We start from the raw sequence: 14705 nt of genomic DNA on the forward strand, positions 1-14705 counted from the left end.
CTTAGTAGGGCGGCTTGTCGAGCCCCGCCGGCGAGCCGGTGAAGATCTCGCAGCCGTCCTCGGTGATCCCGATCGAATGTTCGAACTGCGCCGACAGCGAACGGTCGCGCGTCACCGCGGTCCAGCCGTCGTCGAGCAGCTTCACGTCCGGTCGGCCGATGTTGATCATCGGCTCGATCGTGAAGATCATTCCCGGACGCAACTCCGGCCCGGTCCCCGGACGGCCGACGTGCACCACCTCCGGCGCGTCGTGGAACAGCCGCCCGACGCCGTGCCCGCAGAAATCGCGGACCACGCCGAAGCGGTGTCCCTCGGCATGGCGCTGGATCGCATGCGCGACGTCGCCCATCGTATTGCCGGGACGCGCCTGCTCGATGCCGAGCATCAGGCATTCATAGGTCACCTCGACGAGCCGCTTCGCCTTAAGCGGCACGTCGCCGATCAGATACATGCGGCTGGTGTCGCCGTGCCAGCCGTCGACGATCGGGGTGACGTCGACATTGACGATGTCGCCCGACTTCAGCGCCTTGTCCGATGGGATGCCGTGACAGACGACGTGGTTGATCGAGATGCAGCTCGAATGCGTATAGCCACGATAGCCGAGCGTCGCAGGCACGCCCCCGCCGGCCTTGACGAAGTCGTAGATCAGCTTGTCGATCTCGGCGGTGGTCACGCCCGGCACCATGTGCGGCACGAGCATGTCGAGTGTCTCGGCGGCGAGTCGTCCGGCCTTGTGCATTCCCGCAAAGGCTTCCGGCCCGTGCAGCTTTATCGCGCCGGTGCGCGCAAGCGGCGCATCGCTGGTGACGGTCACATAATCGGTCATGCGCGCGGATATAGCGTGGCGAGCGCGCGATTGCGAGCTAGTGAGGGACCATGACGACTGAACGCATCTGGACCGCCGCGCTGGTGGTGATCGGCGACGAGATCCTGTCTGGCCGCACACAGGACAAGAATATCGCGCAGCTTGCTACATGGTTGAACGTACAGGGCATCCGGCTGGTGGAGGTGCGTGTCGTGCCCGACCGCGAGGAGGCGATCGTCGAGGCGGTCAACACACTGCGCGCGCGCAACGATTACCTGTTCACGACCGGCGGGATCGGCCCGACCCACGACGACATCACCGTCGACGCGATCGCCGCGGCGCTGGGCGTGGCGGTCGTCGAGCATCCCGACGCCATCGCGGTGCTGGAGCGGCATTACGAAACCCGCGGCGGTCTGACCGAGGCGCGGCGGCGGATGGCGCGCGTGCCGGAAGGGGCATCGCTGATCGAGAACCGCGTCTCGGGCGCGCCGGGTATTCGCGCCGGTAACATCTTCATCATGGCCGGCGTGCCGCACATCACCGCCGGGATGCTCGACTGGCTGACCGGCAAGCTCGAGGGCGGGCGTCCCGTGGTGAGCGCGACGATCGGCTGCTGGGTCGCCGAAAGCGAGGTCGCCGAGCTGCTGCGCGCCACCGAAAAGGCGCACGAAGGGGTGGCGATCGGCAGCTATCCGTTCTTCCGCGACGGCCGGACCGGCGCCAATTTCGTCGTGCGCTCCCCCGATCCGACGCTGGTGGAGGCGTGCATCGCCGACCTGATCGCCGCGCTGGAGGCGGATGGGCGGGAGGTGACGACCGGAGGCATCTGACCCGTGTGTCCCGCTCGGGGAAAGCGGTAAAGGTAAACGCGCTTGATGCCGATGCCCTCGGCGTTAACGGCAGCGGATCAATTCCGGGACCGGGTACGATGGCACGAGCAGCACAGAAGGCGGGTTTGTCGGTGGCGCTGGTGATGGCGATGGCAGCGGCGACGCCTGCTTCGGCCACCACCGTTATCCAGGGCATTGATGCGCTGCACGAATGGAACCTGGTGGTGCTCGGTAACCTCACGTCGTCATCGGAGGTCGAGGGGCGCACGTTCGTCGGCGGCAATCTGGGCGGCAATTCGTCGAATTACCAGATCCGTACGCCTGCGACCTCGACCGCGACGACCCCCGCGCTGACCGTCGTCGGTGACGTGACCGGCGGCGTGAAGAACCTCACGGGCGGCGCCAAGGTCGGCGGCAACGTCACCAGCGGCTTTACGCTGAACGGCAATCCGCAGACGGTGCTGGTCGGCGGAACGATCGCCAACACCAACGTCAACCAGAACATCGTGAAGTCCGGACAGGGGGCGGTCGCCGGCTTTACGCAGGGGCTGATCGAACAGCGTGACGCACTTACCCGCTCGCTGATCGACCTGTCGAGCGGTCTGTCGGCCCTGACGACGACGAGCAATGCGCTGATTGCGGGCAATCGCGCCACGTTCAACGCGGTGGCGGGCAGCAACGGCGTAGCGGTATTCTCGCTGAACGGCAGCGATCTGGCGAAGTTCGGCGAGATCGACTTCAACCGTAACGGCGCGGATACGGTGATCGTCAACGTCAGCGGCGCGACGATCAAGCTGGACGACAATTTCATCGGCAACGTCGACCAGCTCGGTCGCAACGTGATCTGGAATTTCGCCGATGCGACCAAGGTCGATGTGACCACCCAGTGGCGCGGGTCGGTGCTCGCGCCGCTCGCGGCCGGCACCACCAGCAATTACATCCAGGGCAGCGCCGTCTTCAACAGCATGGTGCAGAACGGCGAGATGCACCTCGATACCTATTCAGGCACCTTCCGCCCCACCGCGGCGGTGCCGGAGCCGGCGACGTGGATGATGATGCTGGCCGGCTTCGGCGCGCTCGGTGCGACATTGCGGCGGCGGCGGAAGGTGGCGGTTCCTTCGGCGGTTTGAAGGGGGCCTAGGACGCCGTTTTTGATGACGTAATATTCGTCATTGCGAGCGTGGCGAAGCAATCGAGTGCCGGCTCAGGAGCCTCTGGATTGCTTCGCCGCGCTCGCAATGACGGTAGATGTGCTCGGAGGAGCGTTACAGGATCACGCGACCTGAACGATCTCTTCCGGCTCGCGCAGCACATAGCCGCGGCCCCAGACGGTTTCGATGTAGTTCTCACCGTCGCAGGCGAGGCTGAGCTTCTTGCGCAGCTTGCAGATGAAGACGTCGATGATCTTCAGCTCGGGCTCGTCCATCCCGCCATACAGATGGTTGAGGAACATTTCCTTGGTGAGCGTCGTGCCCTTGCGGAGCGACAGCAGCTCCAGCATCGCATATTCCTTGCCGGTCAGGTGGACGCGTGCGCCATCGACCTCGACCGTCTTGGCATCGAGGTTCACCGACAGCTTGCCGGTCTTGATGACCGACTGCGAATGGCCCTTCGAGCGGCGGACGACGGCGTGGATACGCGCGATCAATTCCTCGCGGTGGAACGGCTTGGTGACGTAGTCGTCGGCACCGAACCCGAAGCTGCGCACCTTCGTATCCATTTCGTTGATGCCGCTGAGGATCAATACCGGAGTCTGTACCCGCGCAACGCGCAGCTTCTTGAGCACGTCATAGCCGTGCATGTCCGGCAGATTCAGGTCGAGCAGGATGATGTCGTAATCGTAGAGCTTGCCCAGATCGAGGCCTTCTTCGCCCAGATCAGTATTGTAGACGTTAAAGCCCTCGGTCGAGAGCATCAGCTCGATGGCCTTGGCGGTGGTCGGCTCGTCCTCGATCAGCAGCACGCGCATCGGCAATTCCCCGGTTGTCGGTGGCGAGATGCCGTCGCCGGCCACGCCTGTCTGGTTCGTTTACCAAACTGCATCTGAACCATAAAGGTTAACTGCCACTTAAATTGGGTGTTCCCTTTTTTCACTTTGCTTGTCGATGTTTGCTTCACGCGGCGTGCCCATCGCCGTGAACAATGTGCGCTCGCGCGAGCGGGGAATGTCCTCGCCCAGCATCTCGCGCAGGTACAGACTGCGTACCAGTGTGAAGGTCACGACCAGGATTCCACCCGAAAAAAACAGCCCGAAGAGCCCGAAAACCGCGCCTGTTCCGATGATTGCGAACAGACTGAGCGCCGGGGGGATTGCAACGACTCGGCTGGTGACGAACGGCGTGACGAAATTGGTCTGGATGATTCGCACCGCCGCGAACACGCCCAGCGCCCAGAGTAACTGATCGGTGCCCGCCGTCGCCGCGAGCCCGAGTGCGGGCAGCATCGCCGCAACCGGTCCGACATACGGGATAAACTCGCTAAGACCGGTCAGCAGGCCGAGCATCGCGGGCGAAGGCACGCCGGCCATCCATAGGCCAAGCCCGACCATGGTTCCCATGGCCGTCATCTGGATCAACTGCGCGCGCAGCCACAGCAGGAGCGTGGAGCCGACGTCCCCCAGCGCGTCTTCCAGCGCCGCGCGCCGCGACGGCGGTACGAGCAACAGCACCCCGCGTTCGTAGATCTTGGGATCGACCGCGAAGAAGATCGCCCCAAACAGCACCAGCACGGTGTTGAGCAGCAACTGTCCGGCACCGCGGACAATCTCGCCGATGTCCTGCGCCACGCGACTGCCGGCAAACGCGGCGCGGACCGCGTCGACCACCTTTGCCCCCACCGGGCTTTGCGACATATAGGCCTGAAACTGGTCGAGAAGGCCGGGCAGGGCGACCACCAATGTGTTGACCTGCGCGCGGAATTCGACCCCGAATAGCCAGAACAGCAACGCGAGGAGCGCCAGCAGCGTCAGGATCGCCGCGGTCATCGCGCGTTTGCTGCCCAATCGCGCGCGCGTCGCATAAAGCTCCGCGATCGCGTGGATGACGATTGCGATCAGCACCGATCCGAAGGCGAGGATCAGCAGGTGCCGCGCGAGGTAGAGCGCCGCCACCACCGCAACGATCACGATGATCCACAACACGCGGCGAATGAAGCGCGCATCCGCCTCGTCGGGCGCCAGGCGGTTCATGCGGGGATGGTAGAACGTTTCACGAGCGGCACAACGCGCTTGTTGCCAAAAAGGCGCGCGGGCGGAGCACCTTTTCCGTTTACCGTGGCAAGAGCGCCACGGGCGGATCCCATTGAAGCAGCGTCTCATAGTCCGGTGGCGGATCGGCGAGCGTGGCGCGGGCGATTAGGGCCGGTGCGCCGACCAGCAGCCCCGCTCCGGCGACGATCACCAGATGGCGGCGCGAAGGTAGCCGGTCGAGGAGCAACACCGCCGCCAGTGCCGTCGCGATGATCGGCCAGAGATGATAACGCAGATCTGCCGCGATCGAGATCGCCGCGAAGCTCGCCTCCAGTGCCAGGGCTGAGGTGAGCAGCGCGAGAGCCAGGCGCCGCGGCGGACTCGCGCGGGTCCGACAGGCTGCCGCCAGCAGCAGACATGCCGCGACGTTCCAGGCGAACGGCCAGCCGATCGGCGTGCGAACCATGTGCCCCGCCACCATCTGCCATGCCGCCGCCGCGCGACCGGGATTGCCAAGTTCTTGCGTGTTCGGCTCGCTGAGCGATGGCGGCTCGGCGCCGGGCAGGCGTGAAGGGACCAGCCAGCGCCACGTCATGTTCAGATGCGCAGCACGCTGCGCCAGATAGGCAGCCGGGTGCCGCGCCGCCTCATTGCCGAGTTGGCGATAGAGCGTCCCGGTCGTGCGCGAGTCGAGCGGGCCGAGCGCGGTGACACAAGCGGGGGTGTCGCCCAGCGGGTCCCAGAAATAGGGGGTGACGCAATGCGCCGCCCGCAGCGCCACGCCCGTGCCGGTCGGCAGTCCCGCAATGATCGCCCCGTCGGTGCGTGCCGCTATGCCGGCGAGGTCGTAGCGAGGCTGGGTGGTGGCGACGTCGCTTGCCGCGGCGCCGAACAGCCGATGGTTGATCGGACCGGACAGCGCGAGCACCGCCGCGACGATCGACAGCGACGCGCCGACCCGAGCGACGGGGTGACGTAGCGAGATGAACCCGACGATCAGCGGCGCGAGGGCGAAGACCGCATTGGCGCGAACGAGCAGGGCATAGCCGAACAGGATCGCAGCGGCGACGGTGATCGCGGGCGGTACCGGGCGGTCGCGGAGGCGATAGCGGGCGACCAGTCCCGTTGCGGCGAGCGCTGCGCCGACCAGTTGCGCATCCTTGAGGACCACGGCTTGCCAGCCGAGCAGCGGCGGGAGCAGTCCGACCACAAGCACCACCCAACCGGCGCCTCGCCGGCGCGTGACCGCCAGCGCGTCGGCGATCAGCGTGAGGCCCAGCCAATAACCGGCGAGTTGCGCCGCGAGCAACGGCGCAGTGCCGTGGCCGAGCGGCAACAGCGCTTGCCATAGCCGCGCCATGATCGGCGGATGCCAGTCGTCGAGATGGTTGGAGACAACCTGCTGATATTGTTGCAGCGTGTCGTAGGTCGCATAGCCCGGCCAGAACAAAGCGAGCGACGCTGCGAACAGGAGCGCGCCGACGAAAAGATGCGGGCGGCGGAGGTCGAGTCGTCGCGTTCGCTCGGGCGTCATCGCGCCGGGATAGTCACGGCGGTCAGTCAAGGCGAGGGCCGCGGCGTCCGTCGGCAGTGGCGAAGGATCGTTCGGGGGTCTCGCCGCGTCGCTCCCGGGCGCTATCGCGAGCGTGTCCGCGAGCTCGGCAGCAAGGCGTCGGGCGTTCGCTTCACGTCCGATGCCGGCCGACGCTGGGGCCGTCTGTCAGATATAGTCGCCATCCCGGACCTTCGGAAAGCTCACGGAGGTCCGGGATTTCGATCGAGGCAGCGCTGCCCCTAGAAGTGGATCGCGCGGCCGTAGGCGCCAAGCACGCTTTCGTGCATCATTTCACTAAGCGTCGGGTGCGCGAACACCGTTTCCATCAGCTCATGCTCGGTGGTTTCAAGCTGGCGCGCGACGACATAGCCCTGGATCAGCTCGGTCACTTCCGCGCCGACCATGTGCGCACCCAGCAGCTCGCCGGTCTTGGCGTCGAAGACGGTCTTGATGAAGCCGTCCGCCTCGCCCAGCGCGATCGCCTTGCCGTTACCGATGAACGGGAATTTGCCGACCTTGATGTCGCGGCCCGCTTCCTTCGCCTTTGCCTCGGTCAGCCCGACGCTCGCCACCTGCGGGCGGCTGTAGGTGCAGCCCGGGATGTTCCACGTCTCGAACGGATGCGGGCTGCCGCCGGTCAGCTTCTCGACGCAAACAATGCCCTCGTGGCTCGCCTTGTGCGCCAGCCACGGCGCGCCGGTGACGTCACCGATCGCGTAGATGCCCTCGACATTGGTGCGCCCGAAGCCGTCGACCTTGATATGGCCGCGCTCGGTTTGAACGCCGAGCTTCTCGAGCCCGATCTCTTCGGTGTTCGGGACGATGCCGATCGCGACGATGACGTGGCTGTAATCCTCGGTCGTGGACTTGCCGTCCTTGCCCTTGATCGTCGCCTTCACGCCGTCCGCGCCGGTGTCGATCTTCTCGAGCGCCGCACCGGTGACGATCTTGATCCCGTCCTTGGTCAGCCGCTTCTCCATGAAGGCGCTGACTTCCTCGTCCTCGACCGGCAGGATGCGCGGCAGCATCTCGACGATCGTCACGTCCGCGCCCATGTCGTTGTAGAAGCTCGCGAACTCGACGCCGATCGCGCCCGAGCCGATCACCAGCAGCTTGGTCGGCATCACCTCCGGCACCATCGCGTGGCGATAGGTCCAGATCCGCTTGCCGTCGGCCTTGGCGAACGGCAGGTCGCGGGCGCGCGCGCCGGTCGCGACGAGGATGTGCTTGGCTTCGAGGTCGACCGTGCCGTTGCCCTGCTTGACCGACAGCTTGCCCTTCGCCGTGATCGTGCCGAAGCCTTCGACCACGGTGATCTTGTTCTTCTTCATCAGGCCCTTGACGCCGGCGTTGAGCTGGCCGGAGACCTTGCGGCTGCGGTCGACGATCTTGGCGAGGTCGAAGCCGATGTTGTCGGCCTTGAGCCCGTAATCGCCCGCGTGCGTCATGTAGTGATAGATTTCCGACGTGCGCAGCAGCGCCTTGGTCGGAATGCAGCCCCAGTTGAGGCAGATCCCGCCGAGCCGCTCGCGCTCGACGATCGCGACCTTCAGGCCGAGCTGTGCGCCACGGATCGCGGCGACATAGCCGCCGGGGCCGGAGCCGAGAACGATAAGGTCGAAGGTGTCAGCCATGTAACCACTCCCGGGCCGCAGCCCCTGTTGTCACCACGGGCACAGCGGCCCGAAAATCCTTACGCCGCCGGCGGCACTTCGCGCGGGCGACGGTCCTCGTCGATCGCGACGAAGGTGAAGCGCGCCTCGGTCACCTTGCGCGACTCTTCACCGTGCCGGTCGCGCGCCCAGCTTTCGACCTGGATCGCGATCGAGGTCCGCCCGACGCGTTCGATCTGCGTGTAGACCGAGACTTCGTCGCCGACATGGACGGGGGCGTGGAATTGCATTCCGTCCATCGCGATCGTCACCGCGCGCCCGCGCGCGCGTCGCGCCGCGGTGAGCCCGGCGGCCGAGTCCATCAGGCTCATCAGCCAGCCGCCGAAGATGTCACCGTACGCATTGCAATCGGCCGGCATCGCCGAGACACGGATCGTCGGTGCCTGTTGCGGTTCGGTCGCGCTCATGCAGCAATACCTTCGCGGCGGACGCGCCAGATGTCGCGCGCGCCGAGCAGGCCGACCGCGACGAGCGTCGCCGCGCCGACCAGCCAGATTGTCTTGGCGCCCTGCGGATAGCTCCACGCCGCGCCCTTGAAGACCAGGGCGGTGACGCCGAGCGACAAGGCGCTCCATGCGATCTCGCGCTTGTCCGCGCTCAGCTCCATCTGCGCCACGGCGGGATGCCTCAGGCGAGCATCGCCAGCGGGTTCTCGACCAGCTCGCGGAACGCCTTCATCAGCTGCGCGCCATCCGCCCCGTCAATCGCGCGGTGATCGAAGCTGCCGGTGGCCGACATGATCGACGCGACGCCAAGCGAGCCGTCACCCAGCACCCACGGGCGCTTCTCGCCCGCCCCGACCGCGAGGATCATGCCCTGTGGCGGGTTGATGACCGCCTCGAACTGCTTGATCCCGAACATGCCCATGTTGCTGATCGACGCGGTGCCGCCGGTGAATTCCTCCGGCTTCAGCTTCTTGTCGCGGGCGCGCGCGGCAAGATCCTTCATCCGCGTCGAGATGCTCGACAGCGAAGCGGTATCGGCCTCGGTGATGACCGGGGTGATGAGGCCGTCCGGCGTCGACACCGCGACCGAGATGTCGGCGCGCTGGAAGCTGACGAGCTGGTCCGGGGTGAACATCACGTTGCACTTCGGCACCTGGACCAGCGCGACGGCCAGCGCCTTGATGAGCAGATCGTTGACCGACAGCTTGACGCCGCGCGATTCGAGCCCGGCGTTGAGGTCGCCGCGCAGCTTGAGCAGCTTGTCGAGCTGGACATCGACCGTGAGGTAGATGTGCGGCACCTGCTGCTTCGATTCAGTCAGGCGGCGCGCGATCGTCTTGCGCATGTTGGTGAGCTTGGTCAGCTCGTGCGGGATATCGGGCACCTGCGCCGGGGTCGGCGCGGGGGCGGGCGATGCCGCCGGAGCCGCGCTGCTGGCGGCGGCGGTCGGCGCGGACGCCTTGCCCGGCTGCGCGCCATCGACATCGGCCTTGACGATACGGCCGTTCGGGCCGCTGCCCTTCACGCCCGACAGGTCGACGCCCTTGTCGGCGGCGAGACGGCGCGCGAGCGGGCTCGCCTTGATGCGGTCGCCGTCGTGGCGAGCCGGCGCGGGTTTCGGATCGGCAGGCTTGCCGTGATCGCGCACGTCTTCCTTCGCGGGCTGCGCCTCGGTGCCGGTCTTGTTCGGATCGGCGGGCGACGGCTTGGGCTCGCTTTCCTTCGCGGCGGGGGCGGGGGTGCTCTCACCCTCTTCCTCACCGTCGGCGAGCAGCAGCGCGATGACCGTTCCGACCTTCACGCCGTCCGCGCCCTCGGCGACGGCGATCTTGGAGATGACGCCTTCGTCGACCGCCTCGAACTCCATCGTCGCTTTGTCGGTCTCGATTTCGGCCATGATGTCGCCGGCCTTGACCGTATCGCCTTCCTTCACGAGCCATTTGGCCAGCGTGCCCTCCTCCATCGTCGGCGACAGGGCAGGCATCTTGATTTCGATGGGCATCGTGATCCTCGAGAGGCTCGTGAGACAGTCACCCGTCTCTTGCGGACCCGCGCCGTACGGTCAAGCCCGTCGCCGGCTGCCATGTGCTTGGCGCGGCAGGTTGCGGGCGGTACAACGACGGCGAAAAGGGGGGCGTGATGCGCATCTATCTGACGGTGATCGACGACACGCCCGAGGCGCTGATCGCGCTGCGTTTTGCGGCGCGCCGCGCGGTGAAGACCGGTGGCGGGGTCGAGATCCTGGCGTTGCTGCCGCCCCAGGAGTTCATTCCGTTTGGCGGGGTGCAGGCGACGATCGAGGACGAGCAGCAGCGCCATGCCGAGGGGCTGGTGGCGCGCGCGGCGGGGACGTTGCTCGAAGAATCGGGAGTCCGCCCGTCGATCACGGTGCGTAGCGGCGACGGGCCGAAGGTGATCCGCGCGCTCATCGCCGAGAACCCGCAGATCGCCGCGCTGGTGCTGGGCGCAGCGGCGGATGGTGCGCCCGGTGCGCTGGTCAACCACTTCGCCGCGGACGTGGGCTCATTGCCGGTGCCGCTGATGATCGTGCCCGGCGGGTTGTCGGCAGAGGCGATCGACCGGCTGAGTTGATCGCAATCGCTTGAGCGCGCGTGATTCCCCCGCCACAAGCGGGGGATGAACCATCGCCTGTTGCTCGCCGCCACTCCGTTGCTCCTCGCCACGCCCGCCATTGCGCGCGAGGCACCGTCACCGTCGCGACAGCGCGCCACGGTCGAGAAACTGGTGTCGTTCGGCACGCGCCACTCGCTGTCGTCGGCGACCGATCCGAAGCGTGGGATCGGCGCGGCGCGTAGCTGGGTGGCGGGCGAGTTCGCCGCGCTGTCGCGTGCGTGCGGCGGGTGTATCGCGACCGAACGGTTGTCGCGGCGCTTCGTCGGCCCTCGCGCGCCCGACGGCGTGGTGATCGAGGATGTGCTCGGCGTGCAGAAGGGCAGCGATCCCAACCGCTACATCATCGTCGGCGCGCATATCGACAGCCGCGTCACCGACGTGATGAACGTGACCAGCGACGCGCCCGGCGCGAACGATGACGCGAGCGGCGTCGCGCTGGTGCTCGAGGCGGCGCGCATCCTGTCGAAGGAAAAGTTCGCGGCGAACATCGTCTATGTCGCTTTCTCCGGCGAAGAGCAGGGATTGTGGGGCGCGACCCTGCTTGCCGAGACCGCAAAAGCGCGCGGCTGGCAGGTCGATGCGATGCTCAACAACGATATCGTCGGCAACACGGTCGGGCAGGGTGGGGTGACGATCGACGGTTATGTCCGCGTCTTCTCCGAAGGCATCCGCAGCAGCGAATCGCTCGTCGACGCGATCGAGCGGCGCGGCGTCGGCGGCGAGGACGACGGCCCGAGCCGCGCGCTTGCCAAGGCGATCGACGGCATCGCAGGGACGATCCCCGGCGGGTTCGGGGTGTTCGTCGACCGCCGCCCGGATCGCTTCGGGCGCGGTGGCGATCATGAGCCATTCCTCAAGCAGGGCTATCCGGCGGTGCGCTTCTCGGTCGCGGCGGAGAACTGGGACCGCCAGCATCAGGACGTGCGCACCGAGAACGGGCGCGTCTATGCCGATACGATCGAAGGCATGGACTTCCCTTATCTGGCGAAGGTGACCGCGATCAACGTCGCGACGATCGCGCGGCTCGCCGCCGCCCCGGCCGCGCCGCCGGTGGCGTCCATCTCGGGGGCGCTGTCCTATGATACGAAGGTGACATGGGCCGCCGTGCCGGGGGCGGTGCGCTACAAGATTTACTGGCGACGTGCTGATGCCGCGGCATGGACGCAGTCGCGCGAGGCGACCGGTACCAGTCTCGATGTCGCGGGTGTGCCGGTCGACGACCATTTCTTCGGGGTCGCGGCGGTCGGCGCAAATGGCGCGGAGAGTCTGGTGACGTTCGCGGGCCGCGAGAAGAAATAACGGTTCGTCGGTGCGAGCCACGCTCGCACCGACGGCGGATTACAGTCGCGCGGCCAGCATCGCCATGAGTGCTTCGCACCCGCGCGCGTCATCCTCATCAAAGCGTGCCGGCGACGGACTGTCGAGATCGAGCACTCCGAGCAGCGCGCCGTCGCGGGTGATCGGCACCACGAGCTCCGAGCGGCTGGCCGCGTCGCAGGCGATATGGCCGGGGAAGGCGTGGACGTCGGCGACCAGCTGGGTCCGGCGCTCCGCCGCGGCCGTGCCGCACACTCCCTTGCCCAGCGGGATGCGGATGCAGGCGGCCTTGCCCTGAAATGGCCCGAGCACCAGTTCGCCGTCGACCAGCCGATAGAATCCCGACCAGTTAAGGTCGGGCAGATATTGCGCGATCAGCGCGGCGGCGTTGGCCATGTTCGCGATACCATCGTGCTCACCCGCGGTCAGCGCATCAAGCGCCCCCAGCAGCTCGCGATACAACGCCGGCTTCGATTCGGCTTCGATTTGAAAGTCGTACATGCGGGCCGAGGTAGGCGCTGCGGCCTCGCTGCGCCAGAGGGAGCGCATCGCGGGACGAACCGAAATTAGGGTGCTGGTAAAGGAAGTAAACAGGAAGTAACCAGCATCCTTGAAGCGGTCCCCTAAGTATTCGAACACTTAACGAAAATAAACCAGAAGTGTTAGATTATGTTAGGGTTTTACCGCTAATCATGTCTCTACAGCGCGGCACCGGCCGTGCCGGTCGATAACAGCGTTCGGAACCAATTTGAGTTCCGGCAACGCCAACAACGCCAGGGACTATGATGAAGAAAATCGTCATTTCGGGCGCCATGATCCTGGCAGCCTCTACCGCTTATGCCGCGATCGTCCCTTCGGGTGCTCTCAATTCCATCACGAGCAAGGTTACGGTCATCGCCTCGCCGACGACGGTGAAGCTCAGCGGCATTCTGCCCGCCACCGTCACGGTCGGCGGAACCAGCAAGACGATCGAGCCGGTGCCGGGTGCCATTTCGAAGGGCCTGCTCCCGGGTCAGGGTCAGCTCGACCGTGTTCTCTCCAACTTCGATGTGAACAAGTATCTGGTCCCGTCGTGGGGCTCCGGCGAGATCGCCGTGACCGGGCGGCCCGACGTGGTCGGCGCCTTCCGCTTCATTTGCGGTCCCGGACACGTCCGTCGCGACGATCCGATCGTCTTCCCGGGGCAGCCGGGCAAGAGCCATCTTCACCAGTTCTTTGGCAACACGTCCACCAACGCCTATTCGACCTATGGCACGTTGCGCACCAAGGGTGAGAGCACGTGCAACAACCTGCTGAACCGGTCCGCTTACTGGATCCCGGCGATGCTGGATGGCAAGGGCAAGGTCGTGCGGCCGGATTACGTGACGATCTATTACAAGCGTCTGCCCGAAACGAGCCCGGACTGTCAGAAGGTGGGCAAGGCGTGCGTGTCGCTGCCGCGCGGCATGCGCTACATCTTCGGCTACAACATGGCGACCGGTGAGGCCGACCACTTCTACTTCAATTGCGACGGTCCCACCGCGACCCCGGGTTCGTACCCGGACATCGTGACCGCGGCCAAGAACTGCCCGGTCGGCAACCGCCTTGGCGCGCTCGTGTCGGGACCGGGCTGCTGGGACGGCAAGAACCTGAACAGCGCGGACCACCGCAGCCACGTCGGCTATGCGCAGTGGAACGATCGCGGCGAACTGAAATGCCCCGCGAAGACGCCGTACATCATTCCGACCTTCACCTTGGGCGCCTGGTACACGGTCGACGAGAATCTGGATCGCTCGGGTGAGTGGTCGCCGGGCACCTCGACCTGGTCGCTGTCGTCGGACAGCATGCCCGGAATGGCGGTGAAGCGTCCGGGCTCGACCTTCCACGCCGATTGGATGGGCGCATGGGACGACGATGTTATGAAGATGTGGATGGATAACTGCATCAACAAGCTGCTGAGCTGCAACGGCGGCGACCTCGGAAACGGCAAGCAGTTGCGCGGTGATCCGAATTTCGACTGGGTCGCCAAGCCGCGGCTGGTTGACATCCCCGCCGCCTGATCCCTGGCGCGGACGCTCGTAAGACCCGGTCGCACCGATGGTGCGGCCGGGTCTTCGGCTTTATGGAGCCTGCATGGCCCGCGTTCCCGTCACCCGCACGATCAGCATCGACACCGATCTGATCGAGGAGAGCTTCACCCGCTCGGGCGGAGCCGGGGGGCAGCATGTCAACACCACTGATTCGGCGGTGCTGCTGCGCTATGATGTGGCGCGGTCCGACCTGCCCGAACGCGTCAAGCTGCGGCTGGTGGAGCTGGCGGGAACGAGGATGACGCGCGATGGCGTGCTGACGCTGCGCAGCGAAGGCTCGCGCTCGCAGCACATGAACCGCGCGGAGGTGCGCGAACGCCTGCTGGCATTGGTGAAGGAGGCGACGGTGGTGCAAGCCAAGCGCCGCGCCACCAAGCCGACGCGCGCGTCGCAGGTGCGGCGGGTGGATGCGAAGAAGGGGCGCTCGGCGGTGAAGTCGGGGCGGAAGAAGCCCGCCTTCGATTAGGGCGAAGGCAACGTGGCGCGCTTTGGTGGTTAGCGGACGTGACGCTTGCCCAAGTTTATATGCTATCGCCGCACCGCCAGCGTGACGGAATTGGTAGACGTATCGCTACAGCGATCCTCGGCGACGGTCGGGGTGCGGGTTCGATCCCCTGCCGCTGGCGCCGGCTCGACTTGGTTGAGAGCGGCCATGCGCTTGCTGCGCCGCGAGTGCACCGATATCCCGTC

15 protein-coding genes and 1 pseudogene are annotated in these 14705 nt (G+C 66.1%); 7 read left to right on the top strand and 9 right to left on the bottom strand.

Annotation, left to right across the window (positions count from 1 at the left end):
* Position 1: 1 nt before the first annotated feature.
* A complete protein-coding gene (map, locus tag ACI2JO_RS14630; protein ID WP_404721376.1) occupies positions 2-826 on the bottom strand; it encodes a type I methionyl aminopeptidase in 825 nt (274 codons plus the stop codon).
* A 50-nt stretch (positions 827-876) separates the two neighbouring features.
* Here map and ACI2JO_RS14635 point away from each other — a divergent pair, with 50 nt between their 5' ends.
* Positions 877-1635, top strand: a complete 759-nt coding sequence (locus ACI2JO_RS14635) for a competence/damage-inducible protein A (protein ID WP_404721377.1) — start codon at positions 877-879, stop codon at positions 1633-1635.
* Positions 1636-1733: 98 nt separating this feature from the next.
* Positions 1734-2765: a choice-of-anchor A family protein gene (locus tag ACI2JO_RS14640; RefSeq protein WP_404721378.1), complete on the top strand. Its 1032-nt coding sequence runs from the start codon at positions 1734-1736 to the stop codon at positions 2763-2765.
* A 143-nt stretch (positions 2766-2908) separates the two neighbouring features.
* On the opposite strand, the gene ctrA is transcribed toward ACI2JO_RS14640, so the two are convergent.
* The 7 genes from ctrA to ACI2JO_RS14675 all read right to left on the bottom strand — a co-directional run bounded on the left by ctrA (position 2909) and on the right by ACI2JO_RS14675 (position 9997).
* Positions 2909-3604: a response regulator transcription factor CtrA gene (ctrA, locus tag ACI2JO_RS14645; RefSeq protein ID WP_404721550.1), complete on the bottom strand. Its 696-nt coding sequence runs from the start codon at positions 3602-3604 to the stop codon at positions 2909-2911.
* Between the two features lie 99 nt (positions 3605-3703).
* The gene (locus ACI2JO_RS14650; protein ID WP_404721379.1) at positions 3704-4822 is read right to left on the bottom strand and encodes an AI-2E family transporter; all 1119 of its coding nucleotides are present in this window, start codon (positions 4820-4822) and stop codon (positions 3704-3706) included.
* 79 nt (positions 4823-4901) lie between these two features.
* Positions 4902-6386 carry a hypothetical protein gene (locus ACI2JO_RS14655; protein ID WP_404721380.1) on the bottom strand — a complete coding sequence of 495 codons (1485 nt, stop codon included), beginning with the start codon at positions 6384-6386 and terminating at the stop codon, positions 4902-4904.
* A 230-nt stretch (positions 6387-6616) separates the two neighbouring features.
* A complete protein-coding gene (lpdA, locus tag ACI2JO_RS14660; RefSeq protein WP_404721381.1) occupies positions 6617-8011 on the bottom strand; it encodes a dihydrolipoyl dehydrogenase in 1395 nt (464 codons plus the stop codon).
* A 59-nt stretch (positions 8012-8070) separates the two neighbouring features.
* Complete coding sequence (locus tag ACI2JO_RS14665) at positions 8071-8457, bottom strand: acyl-CoA thioesterase (protein WP_404721382.1); 387 nt, start codon at positions 8455-8457, stop codon at positions 8071-8073.
* Positions 8454-8666, bottom strand: coding sequence for a hypothetical protein (locus tag ACI2JO_RS14670; RefSeq protein WP_404721383.1), 213 nt, complete (start codon positions 8664-8666; stop codon positions 8454-8456). Before ACI2JO_RS14670 ends, ACI2JO_RS14665 begins: the two co-directional genes overlap by 4 nt.
* Before the next feature lie 11 nt (positions 8667-8677).
* Positions 8678-9997, bottom strand: coding sequence for a pyruvate dehydrogenase complex dihydrolipoamide acetyltransferase (locus tag ACI2JO_RS14675; protein ID WP_404721384.1), 1320 nt, complete (start codon positions 9995-9997; stop codon positions 8678-8680).
* 137 nt (positions 9998-10134) lie between these two features.
* On the opposite strand from ACI2JO_RS14675, the gene ACI2JO_RS14680 reads away from it, so the two are divergent.
* Together ACI2JO_RS14680 and ACI2JO_RS14685 are read left to right on the top strand one after the other, a co-directional pair.
* Entirely contained in the window at positions 10135-10587 is a 453-nt protein-coding gene (locus ACI2JO_RS14680) for a universal stress protein (RefSeq protein ID WP_404721385.1), read from the top strand.
* 45 nt (positions 10588-10632) lie between these two features.
* Positions 10633-11928 carry a M20/M25/M40 family metallo-hydrolase gene (locus tag ACI2JO_RS14685; RefSeq protein ID WP_404721386.1) on the top strand — a complete coding sequence of 432 codons (1296 nt, stop codon included), beginning with the start codon at positions 10633-10635 and terminating at the stop codon, positions 11926-11928.
* Between the two features lie 39 nt (positions 11929-11967).
* Here ACI2JO_RS14685 and ACI2JO_RS14690 read toward each other — a convergent pair whose 3' ends face one another.
* The gene (locus ACI2JO_RS14690; RefSeq protein ID WP_404721387.1) at positions 11968-12447 is read right to left on the bottom strand and encodes a GAF domain-containing protein; all 480 of its coding nucleotides are present in this window, start codon (positions 12445-12447) and stop codon (positions 11968-11970) included.
* 284 nt (positions 12448-12731) lie between these two features.
* Between ACI2JO_RS14690 and ACI2JO_RS14695 the strand changes: the two genes are divergently transcribed.
* The 3 genes and pseudogenes from ACI2JO_RS14695 (at position 12732) to ACI2JO_RS14705 (ending at position 14641) form a co-directional block, all read left to right on the top strand.
* Entirely contained in the window at positions 12732-13985 is a 1254-nt protein-coding gene (locus ACI2JO_RS14695; protein WP_404721388.1) for a DUF1996 domain-containing protein, read from the top strand.
* A 73-nt stretch (positions 13986-14058) separates the two neighbouring features.
* Positions 14059-14481 (top strand): alternative ribosome rescue aminoacyl-tRNA hydrolase ArfB, encoded by a 423-nt coding sequence (gene arfB / locus ACI2JO_RS14700; RefSeq protein WP_404721389.1) that lies wholly within the window; start codon positions 14059-14061, stop codon positions 14479-14481.
* Positions 14482-14556: 75 nt separating this feature from the next.
* A pseudogene (locus ACI2JO_RS14705) lies at positions 14557-14641 on the top strand.
* Positions 14642-14705 lie beyond the last annotated feature (64 nt).

Origin of the sequence: Sphingomonas sp. NPDC079357, from assembly GCF_044901155.1 — a bacterium.
Classification (GTDB): Bacteria; Pseudomonadota; Alphaproteobacteria; order Sphingomonadales; family Sphingomonadaceae; genus Sphingomonas.

Coding starts and splice junctions, on each gene's coding strand:
- map (WP_404721376.1), bottom strand. CDS start 826: ATGACCGATTATGTGACCGTCACCAGCGATGCGCCGCTTGCGCGCACC.
- ACI2JO_RS14635 (WP_404721377.1), top strand. CDS start 877: ATGACGACTGAACGCATCTGGACCGCCGCGCTGGTGGTGATCGGCGAC.
- ACI2JO_RS14640 (WP_404721378.1), top strand. CDS start 1,734: ATGGCACGAGCAGCACAGAAGGCGGGTTTGTCGGTGGCGCTGGTGATG.
- ctrA (WP_404721550.1), bottom strand. CDS start 3,604: ATGCGCGTGCTGCTGATCGAGGACGAGCCGACCACCGCCAAGGCCATC.
- ACI2JO_RS14650 (WP_404721379.1), bottom strand. CDS start 4,822: ATGAACCGCCTGGCGCCCGACGAGGCGGATGCGCGCTTCATTCGCCGC.
- lpdA (WP_404721381.1), bottom strand. CDS start 8,011: ATGGCTGACACCTTCGACCTTATCGTTCTCGGCTCCGGCCCCGGCGGC.
- ACI2JO_RS14665 (WP_404721382.1), bottom strand. CDS start 8,457: ATGAGCGCGACCGAACCGCAACAGGCACCGACGATCCGTGTCTCGGCG.
- ACI2JO_RS14675 (WP_404721384.1), bottom strand. CDS start 9,997: ATGCCCATCGAAATCAAGATGCCTGCCCTGTCGCCGACGATGGAGGAG.
- ACI2JO_RS14680 (WP_404721385.1), top strand. CDS start 10,135: ATGCGCATCTATCTGACGGTGATCGACGACACGCCCGAGGCGCTGATC.
- ACI2JO_RS14685 (WP_404721386.1), top strand. CDS start 10,633: ATGAACCATCGCCTGTTGCTCGCCGCCACTCCGTTGCTCCTCGCCACG.
- ACI2JO_RS14690 (WP_404721387.1), bottom strand. CDS start 12,447: ATGTACGACTTTCAAATCGAAGCCGAATCGAAGCCGGCGTTGTATCGC.
- ACI2JO_RS14695 (WP_404721388.1), top strand. CDS start 12,732: ATGAAGAAAATCGTCATTTCGGGCGCCATGATCCTGGCAGCCTCTACC.
- arfB (WP_404721389.1), top strand. CDS start 14,059: ATGGCCCGCGTTCCCGTCACCCGCACGATCAGCATCGACACCGATCTG.